Here is an 18,159-nt window from a genome sequence, read left to right as displayed (position 1 = left end):
AACTGGCTGTTCGCCGGTTCAGATACAGGCGGAGAACGTGCGGCGATCCTCTACTCTCTGATCGTCACCTGCCGGCTTAACGGCGTTGACCCCGAGACGTGGTTGCGTTACGTCATCGGTCATATACAGGACTGGCCGGTGAACCGGGTCCGCGATCTGCTGCCATGGAAGGTCGAGCTTCCCTCTGCCTGAACGTCAATACGGTCTGAATGCGACGCTTACCCAGAATGCGATCGGCCAGCGCCATGACCTCATCCAGTTCAGACGACGAAAACATGACCGCCAGCCCCTGTTGCGCCAGCTGACCAATCAGGTGGTACACATCGGTTTTGGCGCCCACATCAATGCCGCGCGTGGGTTCATCGAGCAGGACGACCTGAGGACCGGTCATCAGCGCTTTGCCCAGCACCACTTTCTGTTGGTTGCCGCCGCTCAGCGAGGTGATGGGCAGTTCGCTGTCGCTGACTTTAATGGCCAGCTGCCGAATCATGTCATTCACCCGCTGCTGCTCCCGTTCAGGGTTTACGAGGCTCAGCGCGCGTCGAAACCCGCGCAGGCTGAGATCGGACAACGTCATGTTGGCGGTGATCGACATCAACCCCACGATGCCTTCGCCCTTGCGATCCTCCGGCACCAGCGCAATCCCACGCCTGAGCCGCTGCTGAAAATTACAGGTATCCAGTCGCTGCTCACCCAGACAGATATGCCCGTCCTGACAGGGCTGTAGCCCGATCAGACCTTTAAACAGCTCCGTTCGCCCGGCACCCAGCAGACCATAAATCCCAATCACCTCGCCTTTGCGCAGGCTAAAACTGACTGCATTCAGGCGGTAACCGCCGTTCTGATGCAGCGCCGTCAGCCCGTCGACTTTCAGTACCGTTTCGCCCTGTACGGCAGGCTGATAGTCGAAATGTTTTGTCTTGTCGCCCACCATTTGCGCAATGATCCAGGGCACGCTGGCCTCGCGCACCTCCCGTTCCGCAATAAAGCGCCCGTCCCGGAAAATGGTGATGTGGTCGCCAATTTCCATCAGTTCTTCCAGCCGATGGGAGATATAAATGATGGTGACACCACGTCGCTTGAGTTGCTCAATCACGTTGAACAGCACTTTGACTTCCGACTGACTCAGGGCGCTGGTGGGTTCGTCCATGATCAGCACGCGCGTGTCCTTTGACAGCGCCCGGGCGATCTCTACCAGTTGTTGATGACCAATGCCCAACTCATCCAGCGGCGCACAGGGATCGACGTCCAGCTCCAGCCGCTCCAGCAGCGCCTGAGCCAGCTGATACTGGTACTTTTCATTGATGACGCCGCGCTGAAAGAATTCGTTGGCGATAAAGATGTTGTCCATCACGTTCATATTGGGGAACAGGTTCAGTTCCTGAAAAATAATGCTGATGCCCAACTTCTCAGCCTGATGAGTGGAACTGAGCGTAACCGGCTTGCCATCCAGCCAGATTTCACCTGATGAGGGCGTTTCAACCCCCGCCAGCATCTTCATCATGGTGGATTTGCCTGCGCCGTTCTCCCCGATCAGCACATTTACTTTGTTGCGATACACCCGATAATTGACCTGATCCAGCGCGGTCACACCGGGATACACGCGTGACAGGCCACGCGTTTCAATAATGACGTCGTCTTGCGGTTGCGCTTCAGGCATGATCACCTCCTCACTGACGCGTAATCTGGGCTGGCGTGATAGCAGGAAGGGCGCGCGGAATATCCCAACTACTGAACACCCCTACCACCTGGACGTGATCACCGGTTTTGATATGGCTGTCCTTCATCATGTTGACGGCCTGCTGATTAATGGCTTTGCCAAAATCACTGAACAGGTCCTGATTGTTGAAGTCCTGATAGCTGATGCCTTTATACGCATCCCGCAGCGCCGTACCACGAATAATCGGGCCCGCCTGAATAGTGACAGTGTCACCTGATGCATCTTTGACTTTCATTTTGCCGTTGCGCGAGGTGGTCTCCAGCGCCGTGACATCGCCGCTGACACTGACACTAAAGACACAGGGGTTTTCGCTTTGTGAGCGATAGCCGAGCGCCTTACAGGCGCTGTCCAGATCCTTCTCTGCCTGCAGCCGCTGCATCAACTCGCCCAGCGGTCTAGCCTGAGCGACGATCTGCGGAACCAGCTTCTGCTGCCAGAGGGCGTGGATGTTGGCCATGTGCGGATTGGGGGGATTCTTGAGATCGGCCAGTTCCTGCTGCGAGACAATACGGCAGCCGCTCAGCGCGGCGACCACCAGTATCAGACAGAGTCGGTTGTACATACATTCTCCCTGGCGCCCGTAAAGACGGGCGCAATACGCGTGAATTACGACTTGTAGTTAAAATCTTGTACGTTTTTGGCATTGTCTGGCGTGATCAGAATGCCGCGGAACATCACACGTTGTTTCTCCGGCTTGACGCCCTTCTGGATGTAGTTATCCAGGTCAGTCATGCCCTGCGCGGCAATCGCCTGGGCCTGCAGCATGACGGTGGCTTTTAAGGTCCCGGCTTTCACCGCATCACGCTCGTCATTGCTGCCGTCAATCCCGACCACGACCACATCGTTGCGGCCTGCCGCTTTTAGTGCGGCAATCGCGCCCAGCGCAACCGGACCATTACCGCAAATCACCCCTTTTACGTCCGGGTGGGCCTGTAAAATGCTGTCCATGATGCGTTTGCCGTCGATAAGCGTGCCTTTGGCATCCTGACGGGCGATGCTTTGCATATCGGGATACTGTTCCAGCACCTGGTGGAAGGATTTTGAACGGGTGACGCAGTTATTGTCTGCGAGGTTACAGGTCAGCTCGGCATACTTGCCTTTCTCACCCATTTTCTCGACAAACACGTTGGCCACATCCGAACCGGCCTGAAAATTGTTATGGGTGATTTGTTCCAGCGCCACATCGTCTACCGGGATTTCGCTATTGATTAACACCACCGGTATCCCGGCGTCTTTCGCTTTCTTAATGGCCGCGACGCTGGCTGTCGAGTCCGCGTTATCCAGAATGATGCCCTGCACTTTTTTGCCGATGGCCGCATCGATCAGCTCGTTTTGTTTTTTGACATCCTCACCATGAGACAGCACCGAGGTTTTGTAGCCCAGTTCCTGCGCTTTCAGATTGGCCCCCTTCGCTTCTGAGGCGTAATAGGGATTATCCAGGGAGTTAACCAAAATCATGATGGTGCCCTTTTCCACGGCAAGCGCCGCGTGGGAAAATAGGCAGGCGGCAATCGAAGTACAGAGCAACGTCGTTTTTTTCATGGTGATGTCTCGCTATTATCGTTGTGGCAGGGAAAAGATGACGGGCCGGTCGCCTTACCAGATGGTGAATCCACCGTCGATCATCAGGTCAGCACCGGTGATCATGTCGCTGCCATTGCTGGCAAAGAACAGGACGGCGGCGGCAATTTCGTCGGTATAGGCAAAGCGGCCTAAGGGGATGAGTTTTTTCATTTCTGTGCCCTTCTCACCGCGCCAGGCTTTTTCGCCCATGGGCGTCAGTACCACCGTCGGTGATAAGGTATTGACGTTAATGCGGTGCGGGGCGAACTCTTTCGCCATCACCTTTGTCATACCCAGCAGGCCAGCTTTCGCCGAGGTATAGGCCACATGGTTGTCGATAGCGATGGAGGCCGCCTGAGAGGCGATATTAATAATCTTGCCGCCGTTGCCAGCCCGGACCATGCGTTTCGCCACTGCCTGCGAGCACAGAAAAGGCCCGGTCAGATTGACGGCGATCTGCTTTTGCCATTCCGCAAATTCGGTGTCCAGCACCGGCTGGAGCATCACATAGCCCGCGCAGTTCACCAGAATGTCGATATGTCCGTAGTGGTTTTCCACCTCCCCGAACGCCCGTTCAACGTCGGCAGGTTCCGTCACATCACAGCACACCAGCTGCACCGGCTGACCGGCGAACGTCTCACGCAGGTGTTCCGCTTTTTCGGCTTCAAAAGGCGGATAAAGCAGCGCCAGGCGAGCCCCTTTCTTCAACAACATCTCGTTACTGGCCATGGCAATGCCGCCCAGACCGCCCGTCACCACGGCTACTTTGCCGCTGAGATCCATGTTGTTGTCTACGCCATAACGCAGGTTAACGTCATATTCACTGCTCATCCGACTGTCCTCTCAGGTTTTTAATTCCCCACAATCATTTTCGAAAAAAAATATATGCTATCGAATTGATGGTTAATGTGGCTAAGATCAAATTTCGCGAAAATGCCCTTCAGGCAGCGACAGCCCGTTAAAATCCCGTGATCCAGATTACAGATCCCGTGAAACAGGCGGTGCAAACGGTGACAGGGTGAGAGACAGGAGGCGACAATAAGTCATATTCATTTTCGTTCGAAAACACACAGAGAGTCGGGGCTCACTCGCCAACGCGAAACCGGCAAGGTAAACTCTTTCACAGCGCGTGAATGCACGAAGCCCGATGCAAGTAAAAGAGGGAGCATTTCGATTGAAAAGCAAAACTGAGCAGTTAGCTGAAATGCAGCAGCGGCGTGAAAAGATTTTAGAGATGATTCGGGAAGACGGCACGGTAACGGTTAAAGCGTTAACCCAAACCTTTGGGCTTACCGAGGCCACGCTGCGGACCGACCTGCGCATGCTGCAAAAACAGGGGTTTGTACAACGCTATCATGGTGGCGCAACGCTGGTGACCGGCAAGCAGAACACCGGCCTGTTGCAGCTTGAACGTCAGACGCATCTGGAAGAGAAAGACGCCATTGGTCGTCTGGCCGCGCAGCACATCGAAAATGGCGATACGGTGATTTTCGATTCCGGTACGACAACGACGGCGATTGCCGATGCCATCAGCCACATTCGCCGTCTGTCCGTGGTGACCACCGCCGTCAACATCGCCCTGAAACTGGGCGGTGAGCCCGGCATTAATGTGTTGCTGACAGGCGGCACCTTTAAGTTTCCGACGCTGTCAACGTCGGGCGAGAAAGCGGCCAGCTTTTTTGAAAATGTGCTGGCAGAAAAGCTGTTTCTCGCCACCGCCTGCATTTCGCCGCGGCTGGGCCTGAGCTTTCCCAGTGAAACCGATATTAAAGTGAAAATGGCGATGATTAACTCCGCCAGTACCGTTTATGTCGTGGCGGACTCCAGCAAGATCGACAAGGTCTCGATGTTTGCCCTGCCCTGCGACTGGAGCCACATCCACTATCTGATCACCGACAGTGGGATCAGCCCGTCGCATATTGCGGCCTTTGAAGCGCTGGGCGTCAGGGTGCTGGTTGCGCCCACTCCGACCCGCCGGTCAGGATAGTCTGTCCCTGATTTTTCCCCCGACGCCGTCATCGTCAGTGCGATGCCGTCACGCTCATCGCCGTCTCGCGCGGTTGGGCAGCCATTAGATCGGCACGGTAATAGCGCACCACGTCGCCCACAATCAGTAACGACGGCGACACCGGTTTTTGCTGTTCGACCGTATCAGGCAACCCGGCCAGCGTAGTGATCAGCACCCGCTGGTCCCGGCGCGTACCGTTTTCAATGATTGCCACAGGCGTCGCCTCACTGCGGCCATATTCCCGTAACCGGGCGCTAATCACGCTGCTCCAGCTTAACCCCATGTAAAACACCAGCGTCTGATTGGTGGCGGTCAGCGCCGCCGCATCCAGCTGCGGTTCGCCGCTGCGCCCGTGCCCAGTGATAAAGCGCAATGACTGGGCGCAGTCACGGTGCGTCAGCGGAATACCGCTGGCAGCCGCACAGCCCACGGCGGCGGTAATGCCGGGTACCACCTCGCAGACAATATTCGCCTGCTGCAGGCTGACCATCTCTTCGCCGCCACGGCCAAAGATAAAGGGATCGCCGCCTTTTAACCGCACGACATTGCGCCCGCTGGCGGCCAGATCCACCAGCAGTTGATTGATCTGTGCCTGCTTCAGGCCGTGATGACCCGGCTGTTTACCGACGTCGATACAGAGCGCGCTGCTGGCGACTTCCGCCATCACCGCTTCGCTGACCAGGCGATCATAGACCACGACGTCCGCGCATTGCAGCAGACGCAACGCCTTGACTGTCAGTAGCTCCACATCCCCCGGCCCGGCCCCGACCAGCCAGACCTTGCCCGGGCTGGACGCGTTTTCCGGCGCCAGCAGTTTATCTAAAGCGTTGATCGCGATCGTCATTCTTCCTCCGGTACAGCAACGGAAAGCAAAAGGTGTTTTAGCTCCGGCAGACAGGAGCCGCAGTTAGTACCACAGTTGAGTGCGTTACCCAGTGCCTGGGTGCTGTGACAGCCCTGTTTAATCGCCTGTAAGATCGTGTTTTCTCCGACGCCAAAGCAGCTACAGATCGTCCGGCCAGCCACGGCACGTTGTGCCGATTGTCCCGCCAGCAGAGCATGCCGTTCCGCCGCATTCGCCGGCGCCTGGCGAAAAGCCTGCGCAACCCAGTCATGATCGATCGCGGGTAACGACGCGCCGGCATAAAAGGCCAGCTGCAGCTCTCCGTTGCGCCAGGCCAGCAGGCGGTAATGCGGTTCCGCCGCATGGGCGGTTTGCCGTTGCAGCCCGTCCAGCGGGATCGTTGCCGTGAGCCACTGTTCTGGCGAACCGTCTCCGGCCAGGCTAAAACGTTGCGCGCCCTCATAGGGTGTACGCGCCCAGTAGCGCAGCCCGTCAGGCGGGCTTACGTCGCGCTGCCAGAGCCAGCCCTGCCAGCGGGTGTGGAGCGGCTGGATACGTACGGCGGTTTGTTTAAAGGCAGGCTGTGCCGAGACCGGACAGCGGGTTGAGGCCACCAGCACGCCGACCGTGCCCTGCAGGCTGAACTGTCGGTTCCAGTGCATAGGGACAAAGATCTCACCGCGTCGCAGACCGCTGTCCAGTGTCACGCGCACCGTCATCCAGCCCGCGTCGGACTGCACCCGTGCCAGTGCCCCTGCGCACAGGCCATAGCGTTGTGCGTCCTGCGGATGCAGTGCTGCAAACGGCTCATCACAATGCTGCATGAGCCGGGGAACCAGACCGGTGCGTGTCATGGTGTGCCACTGATCGCGGATCCGTCCGCTGTTCATCAATAACGGATACGCCGCCCTGCACGCGACGGGCTGCGGCGTGGCCGGTGGCAACAGGCGGGCTTTACCATCAGGATGGTAAAAGTGCCGGTCGCTAAACAGCCGCGCGCAACCCTGGGGATAGAGGGCGTTGACCGGCCACTGCACCGGCGTCAGCGCATCCCACTGTGCGTCGCTCATCCCGGCCAGACCGCTGATATCAAACGCGCGCTGGCCGTTGTTCTCAAACCCCGACAACGCCGCGTGTTCGCGGAAAATGGCTGCCGGATGCGTCCAGGCAAAACCTTCATGAAAGCCCAGACGCTGGGCGACCTGGGCGAATAACCACCAGTCCGGTTTCGCTTCTCCGGCCGGGGGCATAAACGCGCGCTGGCGGGAAATCCGGCGTTCAGAATTGGTCACGGTGCCGTTCTTTTCCCCCCAGCCCTGCGCGGGTAGCAAAATATGCGCAAAGGCGGTGGTATCCGTTTGCGCCAGTACGTCTGACACTATCACCAGCGGACAGGCAGCCAGCGCCCGGGCAATGCGATTGCCTTCTGGCATCGAAACCGCCGGATTGGTGCCCATAATCCATACGGCTTTGATCGCCCCGCGCTCAATGGCGTCGAACAGATCGACCGCCGTCAGGCCGGGCTGACGCGCCATACGCGGACTGCGCCAGAAACGCTGTAAACGGTCGCAGTCTTCCGCGGTGAAACTCATATGAGCCGCCAGTTGGTTGGCCAGTCCGCCAACCTCCCGGCCGCCCATCGCATTCGGCTGTCCGGTCAGCGAAAACGGGCCGCAGCCGGGTCGGCCTATCTTGCCGCTGAGCAGATGCGCATTGAGAATGGCATTGTTGTTATCACTGCCGCTTTGTGACTGGTTGATGCCCATACACCATAAGGTCAGTACGCGCTCATGCCGGGTAAACAACCGGTAGAACGCCGCGATCATGTCGTGGCTGATATCACAATGGGCTGCCACCGTCGCACAATCCCACTGCCGCGCGGCCTGTAAGGTTGTGTCTACACCGTCCAGATGCGGCAGCATCGTGGCGTCAATGCCGCCATGCTGTTCCAGCCAGTGCAACAGGCCCGAAAACAGGGCCGGATCGCTGCCCGGCCGGAGCGGTAAGTGCAGATCGGCGAATTCACAACTGGCCGTGCGGCGCGGATCGATCACCACAACCTGCATCTCAGGGCGCTGCGTTTTTGCCTGCTTCAGGCGCTGAAACAGCACCGGATGAGCCCAGGCGGCGTTCGAGCCGACCAGGATAACCACCTCGGCCTGATCCAGATCCTCGTAACAGCACGGCACGGCATCCGCGCCGAACGCCCGTTTATAGCCCGTCACCGCTGAGGCCATGCACAGGCGTGAATTGGTATCGATATTGGCGACGCCGAGAAAACCTTTCATCAGCTTGTTCGCCACATAGTAATCCTCGGTCAGCAACTGGCCGGAACCGTAAAAAGCCACCGCCTCCGGGCCGTACGTATCGATAATCCTGCGCAGTCCGTCAGCCGCGGCATCCAGCGCCGCCTCCATGCTGACGCGCTGGTGATGAAGCTGAGGATGCAGCAACCGTCCGGCCTGTGTCAGGGTTTCGCCCAGCGCCGCGCCCTTCACGCACAGCCGCCCGGCATTCGCCGGATGACTGGCATCGCCCCGGACCTGAGCCGACGCGCTCTGCGACTGCGTGACCTCGACGCCGCAGCCTACACCGCAATAAGCACAGGTGGTTTTCATGATGCCTGCGCCATCAGGTTAAGCGGACGGTTGGCGACCCACACCTGGCCGTCCTCCAGTTTGACCGGCCAGCAGCGCAGTTGATGCTGAGGGTTATCCAGGCTCTGTCCGTCCCGCAGGCGCACCCGCTGTTTGTAAAGCGGAGAGATCACCACCGGCTCCCCGGCAACATCGCCAAGGATGCCGCGTGACAGCACGCTGGCTTCGCTGCCTGGCTCACGATCCTCCAGCGCATAACAGTCATCACCCAGACGGAATAAAGCAATACGGACGCTGCCAAGACGGGCCCCGATGCCGGCCTCTGGCGGGATGGCCTCCAGTGGGCAGATTTCGCTCCAGGGTTCGGCGGGCAGATGCATCAGGGGAATACCGCTGGCCTTGTGGGGCTGGCGCTGTCCGCGCACGCGTGCATAGTGCAGCGTTTCATCCGGGTGATCGCTGTTCACTGTGGCGGTAAACAGCGCACGTCGCGAAGGATCGGCCAGCGTGGTCTGCCATTCGCACTGCCAGGTGTCCACCACCTGTTGCATGTCCTGTTCCAGCGTGGCGGCGATCCCCAGGCTGTCATGAATCACCACCTCACGCAGGTAGTCCAGCCCGCCCTCCATGTTATCCATCCAGACGCTGGTACGCTGCAGGCGATCCGCCGTGCGCACGTAGAACATCAGAATCCGGTCGACGTACCGGATCAACGTGTCATCGTCCAGATCGCTGGCAAACAGTTCCGCATGGCGTGGCTTCATGCCGCCATTACCGCAGACATACAGGTTCCAGCCGTTTTCCGTGGCAATGACCCCGATATCTTTACTTTGCGCTTCCGCACATTCGCGGGTACAGCCGGACACGGCCATCTTGATTTTATGTGGTGCGCGCAGGCCCTTATACCGGTTCTCCAGCTCGATGGCGAAGGCGGTAGAATCCTGCACGCCATAACGACACCAGGTCGAGCCAACGCAGGATTTCACTGTACGCAGGGATTTTCCGTAGGCATGACCGGTTTCAAAGCCGGCTTCCAGCAGGGTTTCCCAGATAGCAGGCAACTGGTCCAGTCGCGCACCAAACAGATCGATACGCTGGCCGCCGGTAATTTTGGTATAGAGATCGTAACGCGCGGCCACTTCGCCGATGGCGATCAGGCCCTGTGGCGTGATCTCGCCCCCTGGCACGCGCGGCACTACCGAATAGGTGCCATCTTTCTGGATATTGGCAAAGTAACGGTCGTTCGTGTCCTGTAAGGGTAAATGGGCCGGTTTCAGCAGGTAATCGTTCCAGCACGAGGCCAGCAGCGAACCCACCAGCGGTTTACATACCTCGCAACCACAGCCCCGTCCGTGGCTGGCCAGCAGCTCGTCAAAGGTTTTGATGCCATTGATACGGATCAGGTCATACAGCGCCTGACGGGAATAGGCGAAGTGCTCACAGATGTCTTTTTTAACGGCGACGCCCTGGTTTTCCAGCTGAAACTCCATCACCTGTTTTACCAGCGCAGCGCAGCCGCCACAGCCGGTTGCCGCTTTGGTGCAGCTTTTAATACTGGCCATCTCGCCACAGCCGCTCTGCACCGCCTGGCAGATATCGCCTTTACTGACGTTATGACAGGAGCACACCTGGGCGCTGTCCGGCAGCGCAGCGACGCCCAACCCTTTGGCCGGCGCGCCATTTAATACAGGCAAAATCAGCGCTTCCGGTGCTGCCGGCAGCGGCATGTCATTTAACATCGTTTGCAGGAGGGTGGCATAGTCGCTGCTGTCTCCCACCAGCACGCCGCCCAGCAGTCGTGTATTGTTGGCGCTCACGACGATCTTCTTGTAAATGCCTTTGGGTCCATTGGCCCAGTGGTAGCTCAGGCTGCCCGGTGTTTTGCCGTGCGCATCGCCAAAGGAGGCGACGTCTACGCCCAGCAGCTTCAGTTTGGTGCTCATGTCGGCACCGGTGAACTGCGCGGGTTCGGCCGCCAGATGCCCGGCCAGCACTCGCGCCATCTGGTAGCCCGGCGCTACCAGGCCAAAAATCTGCCCGTTCCACAGCGCGCATTCGCCGATGGCATAAATGTCGCTGTCACTGGTCTGGCAATGGTCATTGATGGTAATGCCGCCGCGCGGCCCCACGCTGATGTCGGCACTGCGGGCCAGCTCATTACGCGGACGGATACCGGCAGAGAACAGCACCAGGTCGGTGGCCAGCTCGCCGCCATCGGCAAAGTGCAGCACCAGACTGCCGTCAGGTTGGCTGGCAATTTGTTCGGTCTGCTTCGCGGTATGTACCGTCACGCCCAGCGCGTCGATCTTTTGCCGCAGCATCAGCGCCCCGCCTTCGTCCAGTTGCACAGCCATCAGGCGCGGCGCAAACTCAACCACGTGGGTCTCCAGCCCAAGCTGCTTCAGCGCGTTGGCGGCCTCCAGGCCCAGCAGCCCGCCGCCGATCACCACGCCGCGCTGACTCTGGCGGGCACAGGCTGCGATGGCATCCAGATCGTCCAGCGTGCGGTAGACAAAGCAGCGCTCGCCGTCATGGCCGGGTACCGGGGGGACAAAGGCGCGCGAGCCGGTGGCCAGCACCAGCTTATCCCAGGCCAGCTCACGGCCCGCGCTGTCGCGCAGGCTGCGCTGCTGGCGATCGATCGCCTCTACCCGGCAACCGCTACGCAGTTCAATCGCGTTTTGGGCAAAAAATTCTTCGCTTACCAGCGACAACTGCGTGGCCGTTTTACCGGTGAAATACTCGGAAAGGTGAACCCGGTCGTAAGCCTGATAGCGCTCTTCACCGTAAACCACCACGTGATAATGTTGATGCAGGTTACGATCGACCAGTTGCTCCAGAAAATGGTGGCTGACCATGCCGTGACCCACCACGGCTAATACAGGTTTCGTTTGGCTCATCACAGGGTTTCCTGCAGCCAGCGGCTGCGTTTCAGGTTCATCAAGGCCGAACAACGTATTCACAGAAACCGGTCCGGCATTATGGAGTTGGTTCAGCAGCGCACCACTTTGCTGGCAGTCGCCATACAGCAGCACGCCCTTCAGCCGGCCGTCTTTGAGGAACAGGCGGCGATAGTGCCCGGCGATCGGGTCAAAACTAATGACAGACGGGGCTTCGCGAACGTCACCGGCGCTAAACAGAGAAATGCCGCTGACTTTGAGACGGGTGCCCGTGGCCGCGCTGTAGAAATCCGCCTGAGGCCGATCGGCCAGTTGCGCCGCCAGAATCTTCGCCTGGGCCAGACAGGGCGCGACCAGACCGAAGGTCTCGCCGCTGATTTCACAACATTCGCCTACGGCATAAATTCCCGCGTGCGCACTGCGCAACTGGCGATCCACCAGAATGCCGCGCTGGCAGGGAATCCCGGCGGCCTGCGCCAGGGCGATTGCCGGCTGGACACCAATGGCCATCACCACCTGCCGCGCCGCCAGCACCCGGCCATCGTGGAGGATCACGCTATCCGTCCGGATCGCCGCAAGGCTGGCATTCAGTTCACAGCGAATGCCGCGCGCCCGGAGCTGAGCCAGCAGTAATTCCCCTGCCCTGGCGTCCAGCTGTCTGTCCAGCAAACACGACTGACGATGAATCAGCGTAACCTGACGCCCCTGCGCCTGAAGGCCGGCGGCCGCTTCAATACCCAGAAAGCCCCCGCCGACCACCACGACCGGACCCTGCCCCGCCAGCAAAGTGTCCACATCCTGCAGCGTGCGAAAGGTGCTGACATGCGGCAGGTCGCTGCCTGGGACAGACGGCCGGCAGGGCTGCGATCCGGTCGCCAGTACCAGGCGGTCCCAGTGCAGCAGGCGCTGGTCGGTGCGTAAGGTCCGCTCAGCGACATTCACCTGTTCCACCGTCTCTCCCGCCAGCAAGGTCATGCCGTGACGGTGATACCAGTCACGATCGTGGATCAGCGTTTGCGCAACGGTGGTTTCCCCGGCCAGCAGTGGCGACAACAGCACACGGTTATAGTTGCCGTGCGGCTCACGGCCAATCACGGTGATGTCGTAACGCGTTGGCACCAGCTGCAACAGGGTTTCCACCATGTGCATGCCCGCCATCCCGTTACCCACAACCAGCAACCGTTGTCTCATGGTGTCGTCCTTATGCCGCCGAGGTCTGTTTTTCGTAGAGAAAATGCAGCACTTTCTGACGCAGCTGGTGATAACGCACATCATCCGCCAGCGCCACGCGTGAACGCGGCCGGGCCAGGTCAATCGTCAGGATGTCGCCCACCTGCGCCGCCGGGCCATTGGTCATCATCAGCACCCGATCGGACAGCAACACGGCTTCATCCACATCATGGGTAATCAGGACGATGGTGGTGTTCAGCGCCTGCTGGATGCGCATGACGCTGTCCTGCAGATGCGCGCGCGTTAAGGCATCCAGCGCACCGAAGGGTTCGTCCAGCAGCAGCACGCGAGGTTTCATTGCCAGCGCGCGTGCGATGCCGACGCGCTGCTTCATGCCGCCGGAGATCTCGCCGGGGCGCTTATGCATGGCATGACTCATTTGCACCTGGTTGAGGTTGTGCTCGATCCAGTCACGCCTTTCGGCCTTGTTCATCTTGCCTTTGAACACCTGCTCGACCGCCAGCTCAACGTTTTGATAAGCCGTCAGCCAGGGCAACAGCGAGTGGTTTTGAAACACAACGGCGCGCTCAGGGCCGGGGCCGGTGACTTCGCGGTTATCGCATAACAGGACACCGCTGGTAGGCCGGGTTAAACCGGCGATCAGGTTGAGCAGCGTGGATTTACCACAGCCGGAGTGACCGATCAGGCTCAGCGTTTCCCCCTGATGAAGATCAAAGCTGACATTATCGAGCGCCAGAAAATCGCCGCCGGAGGTGGTAAAACGCTGGCTGACCTGCTGTACACGAATGATAGGTTGCATAGTGTTCCCCTTATTTATCCCAGCTAAAACGACGCGCCAGCAGCATCAGTCCCTGCTCCAGTAGCAGGCCAACGACGCCAATCAGCAAAATGGCAATCAGGATGTTTTCAACATTGAGGTTGTTCCACTCGTTCCAGATCCAGAAGCCGATCCCCAGGCCGCCCGTCAGCATTTCGGCGGCCACGATCACCAGCCAGGCGATGCCAATCGACAGGCGGACCCCGGTCAGCACCGCTGGCAGAACGGCGGGAAACAGGATGCGGCGCAGGATGGTCCATTCCGACAGTTGCAGCACGCGCGCCACGTTGAGGTAATCCTGGGGAATGCGCTGTACGCCTTCTGCGGTATTGATAATCATCGGCCAGATGGAACAGATAAAAATGGTCCAGCTGGAGGCCGGTTCGGCGCGCTGAAACAGCAGCAGGCCGATAGGCAGCCAGGCCAGCGGGCTTACCGGGCGCAGTAGCGCGATAACCGGATTGAACATGCGTGCCACAAAGGTAAAACGCCCCAGCAGAAAGCCTGCGGGAATCCCCACCAGCGCGGCCAGACCAAAGCCGACAGCCACGCGCTGCAGCGAGGCCAGCACATTCCAGCCGATGCCCTGATCGTTGGGACCGTTGTTATAGAACGGATCGGCGAACAGGACTTTCGCCGCCTCCCAGGTGGCGTACGGGCCGGGAAAGCCTTTGCTGGAAAGCGCCGCGATCTGCCAGATCAGGAGCAGAAGCAGCACACCGCACAGCGCGGGAATGGCACGCTGCAAAAACGGACGCAGGCGCGCAGGTGAACGCATCTTTTTTGGCGTCACCTGAAGGGGCACCACGGTGGCGTGGGTGGGCAGCGTCTCAGGCTGCGCCAGCGAGCGAGTCTGGGTTTTCATCACGACCTCTCTTTATGGTTAATGGCAAAGCTGGCAGCGTAAGCGGCAGGATTCAATCCATCCCATACTTTGCCGTCCATCAGGGTGCTGCTGCGCATCTCACTGCCGGGCAACGTGACGTTGCCGACAGCGCTGGCAGCCTGTTTGTAGATATCGATCTGGTTGATCTGCTTTGCGACAGCCAGGTAGTCCGGATCCTGGGTCAGCATTCCCCAGCGCTTAAGCTGGGTAAGGAACCACATACCATCGGACAGATACGGGAAACTGACGCTGCCGTCATGGAAGAAGCGCATCGCATGCGGATCCTGCCATTTCTGTCCCAGCCCGTTTTCGTACTGGCCGAGCATGCGGCCTTGCAGAATCTCAGGTTTGGTGTTGATCCAGGCGCGCCCGGCCAGCACCTGCGCCGTTTCGCGGCGGTTATCATCGGAGGCATCGATCCAGCGTGCCGTCTCAAGGACAGCCGCCGTCAGCGCGCGCGCCGTATTGGGGTTCTCTTTCACCCACGCGGCGCGGGTGCCGAGAATTTTTTCGGGATGATCGGGCCAAATCTGCTGACTGGTGGCGACGGTAAAACCAATATCGTCGCTGATGGAGCGCTGGTTCCACGGCTCGCCCACACAGAAGCCACTCATATTGCCAATCTTCATATTCATCACCATCTGCGGCGGCGGCACGACGACGGTGCGCACGTCATCAAACGGATTGATACCGGCATTCGCCAGCCAGTAGTACAGCCACATCGCGTGGGTGCTGGTCGGAAAGGTATGGGCAAAGGTGAGACTGCCTTTGGCCTGGCTGTCGATGCTCTTTTTCAGGCTGGCGGCATCGGTAACCTTCTGCGCTTTCAGCTGGTTCGACAAGGAGATCGCCTGGCCATTGTTATTGAGCGTCATCAGGTTCGCCATCGCATGCTGCGGGCCGGCAACGCCCAGTTGCAGGCCATAGATCAGGCTGTACAGGACGTGTGCCGCATCGAGCTCACCGGAGATCAGCTTGTCGCGGACGGCTGCCCAACTGGCTTCTTTACTGGGCTGTAGCGTCAGACCATATTTTTTGTCAAAGCCTTTCACCGAGGCCATGACGACCGGCGCACAGTCGGTCAGCGGAATAAATCCCACCCGCACGGTGGCTTTTTCTGGCGCATCGGAACCCGCCGCCCATACGGCGTTGCGCAATCCCGGCAACAGCCACAGCCCGCCAACGGCGGCGCTGGATAACAGCAGTTGACGACGAGACAGTGAAACTGGCGATTTGCTCATTTTTTGCCACCCTCAGGAAATAAAAAAAGGCGTCCTCTCCACTGCTTTCACAGGGAGATGGACGCCTTTATCCAAAGCACTCGCTTTACCGCCGTTGGCAAAGCAAATGCACACACTCAGTAAGGTAAAGCAAACCGCGTGCCAGCTTTGAAACGGTCCTGCGCGTGGCGCTTCAGGGTTTTCTCTGGTGAGTTTTTAACCGATTTTGCACATTGGTGACGCAGATCACGCACAAGCATTGTGCAGCTAACGCTTTCGAGTTACCTCTTCATCGTGGCGGCCACCGTGACGATCGCCTGAGCGATTTCCGGCAGCCGTTTGTTCTGATCCATCGCGCTTTTACGCAGCCGTTGCCAGGCGTGCTCTTCACTCAACCCATGCTGCTGCATCAGCCAGTTTTTAGCCTGGTCGAGCAGTTTGCGCTCTTCCAGCGTGGCGCGCAGAGTGGCCAGCTCATTGGCCTGATGCTGCAAACGCTGGGACTGCTCCGCGATCAACGACAGCAGCGAGCGACCGAGCTGGGGCGCCAGCCCGTCGCTGTTCAGCGCACCGGACTCGGCAGCCAGCCAGTCCGCCCCGGAGACATATAACGTAAAATTGCAGCCCGACTGTGCCACATGCAGGGGTTCAGCGGCCTGATGCTGTGCCAGTGCGATCGCCTCGCGGCAGCGCGACATCAGCGTGGCTGACAGCTGATCCTCCAGCAGTTTCATTTGATCGATACGCTGTGACAGCAGTGAAAACCAGTGCGGTGCGCCGCTGTCATCCCGCCGCCCGTCTGTACAGGCAATGCGCCGCAGTCGTTCAATCTCGCGACTGGCCTGCGCCAGCGGCTGCCAGTGGTGCAAAACCGCCTCATCGGCAAACTGCTGGAACGTCGAAAAACTTTGTTCCTGTGCTTCAATTAAGGCCACCATGGCGCTGCGTTGCTCGGCGCTGAACTGGCCGGCGGCAAAGCCAGCCGCTCCCAGAGCGCGCTCCTGTCCCGCCAGCTCTTTGCCCTGCATAAAGCTGAACAGCGCAATGAGCGCGCGGGTAATGTCAGGATGGCTGGCGGTGTCGGCGGCTTCAAAGACCAGGTTCAGTAAGCTACGGATAATTGTGTTAAATGCCGCAACGGCCTGCGCGTGCACAATCTGTTGTTGCGTAATCTGCTGGCGCAACGCCGGTAACCCGGCCAGGGCCTGCAGCGCGGCAGCGATCAGGTTACAGAACCGGCTGTATCCCGGCTGGGCTTCGGCTTTGGGTAAGGCCTGGCAAAAATCCCGTTGGCAGCGCGTCACATCCTGCTCACTGGCGAGCCGCTGCTCACCGTAAAGCCGGCCTTCAGAACAAATCCACAGAGTGCTCGCCCCCCGCTCACGCTGAAGCTGATGCACCAGTTCGCTGACGGTGGTAATGAGTTTACCGGTCTGGCGAAGGCGTTGCAGGCTGGCAATATCGCTTTGCCGTGAGGCCTGCACCCAGCTCAGTGCGTCATCCATTGCTCACCCCCTTTTCGTACAAAAAAGGAGTCAAGCAAAAGCCGTGCCGTCTTTTCTTAGCCTGACGGCTTGTGCCGCACGTTCCGCCCTTTCCGTTTCTCACTGCGGTGTAAAGTGGTTAACGCGGCTTATTCTTTTACCCAGGCCGCCGGGCCGTGGCAGGGATGGGATCACCCGCTTTTTTGAGGCGAAATGTCGCGAGTAATGCGCCCGATACTGCCCCGGAGGCGCCATCCCTGAAGCCCCTGCACAAGGAACGGGCTAAACAGCCATTACCATGCTATATCATTGGGTGCAATGGTTTGAATTCTCAAAAGTCTTAGGTAGACTGAGCGCTGTAAAGAGTGACCATGAGCGGCCTTGTCTCTGAACAGATCACCTGCCCGGCTGTGCGCCTCCCGATGAGGAGGCGCGATACGTGTGATAAACATGGTGCAGGCAGAGACACTGACGTGAGGAAAAGGGTGAAAAATCATTTAGCGTTTTGCCCGTTAGCTGCACATTTTTTGTCCGGCAGCAAAACGCCCCCTCCTCGGTCAATGCCGATTCGCCGGTGACGTGCAGTGGAACGTGCGCGCCCTGTTCGGGACATGCCCACCGCCCTTGCCTGAGTCAGGCCGCGCGGGCAAAGGCTCAACACAGCCCCGGTCTACCCCGACGTTGCCGATACGGATATGCCATTGCGGTGATATCCGCGGGCAGGCTCCCGGCGAGGTTGAGCTGACCACCGGTGTGAACCATCGTCCTGACGGTGACACGCGAGGCAGCACGCATTTGCATGGCCAGATAACTTAACCCCTGTGCGTTGACGTGGGTGGCGACAGCAGACACTGCGGTCCTGTCACGACGGCAACCTGGATCATGAACTGATGAAATTTAACCCCTGCCGTCCTGCGCATACTGCCGGA

The 18,159-nt window shown here is 59.1% G+C and carries 14 protein-coding genes; 2 read left to right on the top strand and 12 right to left on the bottom strand.

The window, feature by feature from the left end:
* The coding region (locus F7Q90_RS09335) for a transposase domain-containing protein (protein WP_151160857.1) at nt 1-192 on the top strand (192 nt) is incomplete at its 5' end.
* On the opposite strand, the gene F7Q90_RS09330 is transcribed toward F7Q90_RS09335, so the two are convergent.
* The 4 genes from F7Q90_RS09330 to F7Q90_RS09315 are packed head-to-tail and all read right to left on the bottom strand — an operon-like array spanning nt 113 to nt 4,114.
* Nucleotides 113-1,660 (bottom strand): sugar ABC transporter ATP-binding protein, encoded by a 1,548-nt coding sequence (locus tag F7Q90_RS09330; RefSeq protein ID WP_006118929.1) that lies wholly within the window; start codon nt 1,658-1,660, stop codon nt 113-115. The two genes, F7Q90_RS09335 and F7Q90_RS09330, sit on opposite strands and share 80 nt — an antisense overlap.
* A 10-nt stretch (nt 1,661-1,670) precedes the next feature.
* Entirely contained in the window at nt 1,671-2,282 is a 612-nt protein-coding gene (locus F7Q90_RS09325) for a DUF2291 family protein (protein ID WP_006118928.1), read from the bottom strand.
* 44 nt (nt 2,283-2,326) lie between these two features.
* A complete protein-coding gene (locus tag F7Q90_RS09320; protein WP_006118927.1) occupies nt 2,327-3,262 on the bottom strand; it encodes a D-ribose ABC transporter substrate-binding protein in 936 nt (311 codons plus the stop codon).
* A 54-nt stretch (nt 3,263-3,316) separates the two neighbouring features.
* Entirely contained in the window at nt 3,317-4,114 is a 798-nt protein-coding gene (locus F7Q90_RS09315) for a GolD/DthD family dehydrogenase (RefSeq protein WP_006118926.1), read from the bottom strand.
* A gap of 343 nt (nt 4,115-4,457) precedes the next feature.
* Between F7Q90_RS09315 and F7Q90_RS09310 the strand changes: the two genes are divergently transcribed.
* Nucleotides 4,458-5,270 carry a DeoR/GlpR family DNA-binding transcription regulator gene (locus tag F7Q90_RS09310; protein ID WP_006118925.1) on the top strand — a complete coding sequence of 271 codons (813 nt, stop codon included), beginning with the start codon at nt 4,458-4,460 and terminating at the stop codon, nt 5,268-5,270.
* Nucleotides 5,271-5,304: 34 nt separating this feature from the next.
* Here F7Q90_RS09310 and cobA read toward each other — a convergent pair whose 3' ends face one another.
* The 8 genes from cobA to F7Q90_RS09270 form a co-directional block, all read right to left on the bottom strand.
* Nucleotides 5,305-6,135 (bottom strand): uroporphyrinogen-III C-methyltransferase, encoded by an 831-nt coding sequence (gene cobA / locus F7Q90_RS09305; RefSeq protein WP_006118924.1) that lies wholly within the window; start codon nt 6,133-6,135, stop codon nt 5,305-5,307.
* Nucleotides 6,132-8,753 (bottom strand): nitrate reductase, encoded by a 2,622-nt coding sequence (locus F7Q90_RS09300; RefSeq protein WP_006118923.1) that lies wholly within the window; start codon nt 8,751-8,753, stop codon nt 6,132-6,134. Before F7Q90_RS09300 ends, cobA begins: the two co-directional genes overlap by 4 nt.
* A complete protein-coding gene (gene nirB, locus F7Q90_RS09295) occupies nt 8,750-12,823 on the bottom strand; it encodes a nitrite reductase large subunit NirB (RefSeq protein WP_006118922.1) in 4,074 nt (1,357 codons plus the stop codon). Before nirB ends, F7Q90_RS09300 begins: the two co-directional genes overlap by 4 nt.
* 10 nt (nt 12,824-12,833) lie before the next feature.
* Nucleotides 12,834-13,622 carry an ABC transporter ATP-binding protein gene (locus F7Q90_RS09290; protein ID WP_006118921.1) on the bottom strand — a complete coding sequence of 263 codons (789 nt, stop codon included), beginning with the start codon at nt 13,620-13,622 and terminating at the stop codon, nt 12,834-12,836.
* 10 nt (nt 13,623-13,632) lie between these two features.
* Complete coding sequence (ntrB, locus tag F7Q90_RS09285; RefSeq protein ID WP_006118920.1) at nt 13,633-14,505, bottom strand: nitrate ABC transporter permease; 873 nt, start codon at nt 14,503-14,505, stop codon at nt 13,633-13,635.
* Nucleotides 14,505-15,767 carry a CmpA/NrtA family ABC transporter substrate-binding protein gene (locus F7Q90_RS09280; protein ID WP_006118919.1) on the bottom strand — a complete coding sequence of 421 codons (1,263 nt, stop codon included), beginning with the start codon at nt 15,765-15,767 and terminating at the stop codon, nt 14,505-14,507. Before F7Q90_RS09280 ends, ntrB begins: the two co-directional genes overlap by 1 nt.
* A 260-nt stretch (nt 15,768-16,027) precedes the next feature.
* Nucleotides 16,028-17,251: a nitrate regulatory protein gene (locus F7Q90_RS09275; RefSeq protein ID WP_006118918.1), complete on the bottom strand. Its 1,224-nt coding sequence runs from the start codon at nt 17,249-17,251 to the stop codon at nt 16,028-16,030.
* A 633-nt stretch (nt 17,252-17,884) separates the two neighbouring features.
* Entirely contained in the window at nt 17,885-18,082 is a 198-nt protein-coding gene (locus F7Q90_RS09270; protein ID WP_044241921.1) for a hypothetical protein, read from the bottom strand.
* Nucleotides 18,083-18,159 lie beyond the last annotated feature (77 nt).

This window comes from Pantoea stewartii subsp. stewartii (assembly GCF_008801695.1).
Taxonomy (GTDB): Bacteria; Pseudomonadota; Gammaproteobacteria; order Enterobacterales; family Enterobacteriaceae; genus Pantoea; species Pantoea stewartii.
Note: the sequence above shows the minus strand (reverse complement) of the source record. Positions and strands in the feature narration are given on the sequence as shown.

Excerpts from the sequence above, each read along its gene's own strand:
- cobA (WP_006118924.1), bottom strand. The coding sequence starts at position 6,135 with ATGACGATCGCGATCAACGCTTTAGATAAACTGCTGGCGCCGGAAAAC.
- F7Q90_RS09320 (WP_006118927.1), bottom strand. The coding sequence starts at position 3,262 with ATGAAAAAAACGACGTTGCTCTGTACTTCGATTGCCGCCTGCCTATTT.
- F7Q90_RS09290 (WP_006118921.1), bottom strand. The coding sequence starts at position 13,622 with ATGCAACCTATCATTCGTGTACAGCAGGTCAGCCAGCGTTTTACCACC.
- F7Q90_RS09300 (WP_006118923.1), bottom strand. The coding sequence starts at position 8,753 with ATGAAAACCACCTGTGCTTATTGCGGTGTAGGCTGCGGCGTCGAGGTC.
- F7Q90_RS09280 (WP_006118919.1), bottom strand. The coding sequence starts at position 15,767 with ATGAGCAAATCGCCAGTTTCACTGTCTCGTCGTCAACTGCTGTTATCC.
- ntrB (WP_006118920.1), bottom strand. The coding sequence starts at position 14,505 with ATGAAAACCCAGACTCGCTCGCTGGCGCAGCCTGAGACGCTGCCCACC.
- F7Q90_RS09315 (WP_006118926.1), bottom strand. The coding sequence starts at position 4,114 with ATGAGCAGTGAATATGACGTTAACCTGCGTTATGGCGTAGACAACAAC.
- nirB (WP_006118922.1), bottom strand. The coding sequence starts at position 12,823 with ATGAGACAACGGTTGCTGGTTGTGGGTAACGGGATGGCGGGCATGCAC.
- F7Q90_RS09275 (WP_006118918.1), bottom strand. The coding sequence starts at position 17,251 with ATGGATGACGCACTGAGCTGGGTGCAGGCCTCACGGCAAAGCGATATT.
- F7Q90_RS09325 (WP_006118928.1), bottom strand. The coding sequence starts at position 2,282 with ATGTACAACCGACTCTGTCTGATACTGGTGGTCGCCGCGCTGAGCGGC.
- F7Q90_RS09330 (WP_006118929.1), bottom strand. The coding sequence starts at position 1,660 with ATGCCTGAAGCGCAACCGCAAGACGACGTCATTATTGAAACGCGTGGC.